This window comes from Desmonostoc vinosum (assembly GCF_059505385.1).
In genome coordinates this window covers 1-3,673 of the sequence record NZ_JCACKM010000307.1, presented here as the reverse complement: position 1 = coordinate 3,673, position 3,673 = coordinate 1, and the positions used below count along the sequence as shown (strand labels likewise).

Below are 3,673 nucleotides of genomic sequence, written 5' to 3'. Positions count from 1 at the left end.
TGTTTATCACCTCCGCTAACATTATAAATCGTATTCACGCTTTATAAACATGACGGACAAAGAAATTTGTCCTGCTCGCTTGTATCCCCCACTTAAAAGACGTATGAAGCACAAAACCTATTGGTTTCGTGCTTCATACTTGGGGGCTTTACGCTTCACGACTCGTAAATCTGAGATTCAACAATTGTCGCCAGTCTAAAGTTCAATTTTCAATGGGAATGGGGAATGGGGAATTGGGAATGGGAAATTGTCCTTTGTCATTGATTATTCTCCGCGTCACCCTTCGGGTGACGCTCGCAAGCTCGCTAACGCTGCGCTAACGCAGTCGCCTGCGGAGGGAAACCCTCCTTTACTCGCTGTCTCCCCGCGTCTCCTCACCCCCTAGTCACTGAGCGAAGTAGAAGTGCATCCCCCTACACACGGAAGCACCACCTGTACAATTGTTTTTTCGTGTGGCTGACTTTGAATTGTGAGTTTACCACTATGCAATTCAGCTAAGCGCTTGGCAATAATTAACCCTAAACCTGAGCCTTGTTGTTCGTAGAATTTGCGATCAAATTGTTGATAAGCTCCTAATTCGGTAATTTGTTCTGCTGTCATGCCTCGACCGTGGTCAATAAAGGAGAGAGTAAAGTTATTATCAATAGATTGACTTGTAACTTGAATTATTGAACCAATCTGAGAAAATTTGAGAGCATTATCAACTAATTCCTCAATAATTTTATAAATTTCAGTAGGAGAAATTTGAATATTACATGGATGTAAATCCATTTTTAAATCTGCTTCTCGCCTTCTTTTTTTGGCTTCCCTAGTTATCAAATTAATTATTTCTGATGTTGGAAAAGCAGTTTGTTGAGTTTGTAAAATTTTTATCTGCTGCGGATCGGTTGCAATAATTTCAATCTCTGCATATAGTAAAAAGTTTTTAATTAACCTAAATAAACGTTCACCAGAATTATAAATATCTTTTGCCATATCACGCACTGTTTGTGAATCAAGATTCTCACTTTCTTCCATTAACAGTTGTGAAAGTCCTAAAATCCCATTTAGAGGTGTTCGCATTTCGTGGGGAAGTGACAGAGTAATACTGTTACGCAAATTATCTAACTTTTTTTGAGACTGCTGATGAATCGCTATTTGTTTTTCTAATCTACAGGCGATCGCAGCTAATAATTCTGCTCTATCATAAGGTTTACTAATATAATCATCTGCGCCTAGTTCCATACCTTGGCGAAAGTCAATTTTGTCAGATTTAGCAGTCAAAAATATTAGAGGAATTGTAGCAGTCTTAGGATTTTGCCGTAAGGCTTTTAATACTTCATGCCCATCTAATTCTGGCATCATAACGTCACAAATAATTAAGTCAGGAATTTCTGTTTGAGCTAACTGCAAACCCAGACGGCCATTAGCCGCAAAAACAGCATTAAATCCTTCGGCATCTAACAAATCTAAAATATTTTGACATACGTTTACATCATCTTCAATTACTAATATTTTTGGCATAATTTACCTCACATTGTATTGAATTATTCAATGGCAAAATCACGGTAAATTTTGTACCCAATCCTAGCTTACTAGCGACAAATATTTTACCTTTATGTACATTCACACATTTTTTGACAATTGCCAATCCCAACCCAGTTCCTAAAATGTTGCCAACATTTCTAGCACGATAAAAAGATTCAAATAGATGCGGTAAATCATCTTCAGGAATGCCAATTCCTTCGTCTTGAATTTCAAATATAGCTTGTTCATTCTGGGCAACAAGAGTAAACTTAACGGTGCTGCCAGTAGAAGAATATTTGATTGCATTCAAGAGTAAGTTACTAAGTATATGTCCCAGCAATTTTTCATCCATACAGCACTGTATAGAATCACTTTGACTTGTAAAACAAATCACATGCTGGTTGAGTCGATTTAGTTGTACTTCTTCCACCAATTGATGGCAGTATTCCACTAAGTTGAGAGATACTGGTCTGTACTTTAATTTTCCTGCTTCCACCTTCCCAATCACCAAAATATCATTCAACATCTCAGTCATCCGCTTAACAGCAGTTTGAATACGATGTAGGTGAGTGAGTTGTTTTTCCTCTGTCCATTTATGGCGGTAATGTTCTAGCAATTCGCACGAAGATAAGATGATACTCAACGGTGTGCGGAATTCATGGGAAGTCATAGAAACAAAGCGGGATTTGAGTTCGCTGAGTTCTTTTTCTTTTTCTAGCGCTATTCTCAGTTCTTGTTCTAATTGTTTGCGAACTGTGATGTCTGCTTGAATACCGATATAGTGAGTCAGGTAGCCGTGTTTATCATAGACTGGGGAAATATTTAACTCATTCCAACACAAACTACCATCTTTGTGGTTATTGCATAAAACTACGGTGCAGTCTTTGCCTTCTTGCATGGCTTTCCTGAGTTCTTGTAACCCTGACTGATTAATATCAGTGTTTTGCAGTAAACGAAAGTTTTGTCCGATGACTTCTGCTGCACAGTAACCGCTCATCCGCTCAAAAGCTGGATTAACATAGATGATTGGGCTAGCTGGCATGGTAACATCTGCAATAATAATGCCATTACTACTGGCAGCGATCGCGCGATCGCGTAATCTTAAACCTTCCTCTGCCTGCTTTCGCTGAGTAATATCCGTATAAATACTGATAATACCCATTATTTTATCATTAGTATCTTTAATTGCATCTACGCGCAAGTCTATTTGCACACTTTGACCATTGCTAGTTTGCATCGTTATCTCACCCCGCCAAGACTCACCCTTTTGAATATTTAAAAGTATTTTTTTATACTCAAAATATTTTTGAAAAATGACTGCTATTCCTCCAGCAGACTGCAACTGTTCTAAAGTGTAATCAAACAGTTCGATAAATGCGGGATTAACATAAATACTTTCACCTGCGATATCAGCCATAGCAATGGCATCGCTCGTACTTTCTATAGCTTTGCGAAAGCGCAACAACGATTCCTCAACTAATTTACAGCGTTCTTCGCTTTTTTCTAAAGCTTTTTGTGCCTGTTGGCATTCAATAATATCGTCTGCAAATGTTTCTTGTGCTAACGCCTGACAAATACTTTCAGGAGTAATCACTCCCACAACTAAATCAAAGTCATCTACAACTAGTAGTAAACTAAACTGCTGCCTTTGTAGTATTGATAATACTGATGTCAAACTCTGATATTTTGACATCTGCAACTTGATTAAAGAAATTTGCATAACTTCAGAAATCTTGGCTGCTCTCCAGTCAATTTCAGAAGTCATAATTTTTACTACATCTTGCTTTGTCAAGCACCCGACTACCTGTAAACCTGAACCTACCAAAACATTTTTATCCTGTGCTGCTATGAGTGCGATCGCATCCGCTAATAGTGTTTCTGGCATAACCATCAGCGGCGATTTGTCCATGAGCAACTCTAAGCTTTGTAAACCGAAAAACTGCGGTAAAGCTTGCATAAATTTATAGTGATCTCAAGCCGTCTATCTTAACAGATCTTGAAATGGGGATTGGGAACTGGGAATTGAAAAATTACATAGCCTCATTAGACCTCTTGCAAAAGTCTTAATTTTTGCGTCCCCCAATTTTGTGGCGGGTATGGTTGCGGAAATGTTCAATAGACCTCTTGCAAAAGTCGGATACTCGCCAGAAAATAAATTTTCTGGCTG

Annotated in this window: 2 protein-coding genes; both read right to left on the bottom strand. The window is 38.3% G+C overall.

Annotated features, from left to right (window positions below; genetic code table 11):
* Window positions 1-381 precede the first annotated feature (381 nt).
* The gene (locus AC5JMF_RS31650) at window positions 382-1,503 is read right to left on the bottom strand and encodes a hybrid sensor histidine kinase/response regulator (protein ID WP_495799669.1); all 1,122 of its coding nucleotides are present in this window, start codon (window positions 1,501-1,503) and stop codon (window positions 382-384) included.
* Complete coding sequence (locus tag AC5JMF_RS31645; protein WP_495799668.1) at window positions 1,481-3,463, bottom strand: PAS domain S-box protein; 1,983 nt, start codon at window positions 3,461-3,463, stop codon at window positions 1,481-1,483. Before AC5JMF_RS31645 ends, AC5JMF_RS31650 begins: the two co-directional genes overlap by 23 nt.
* Window positions 3,464-3,673: the final 210 nt, after the last annotated feature.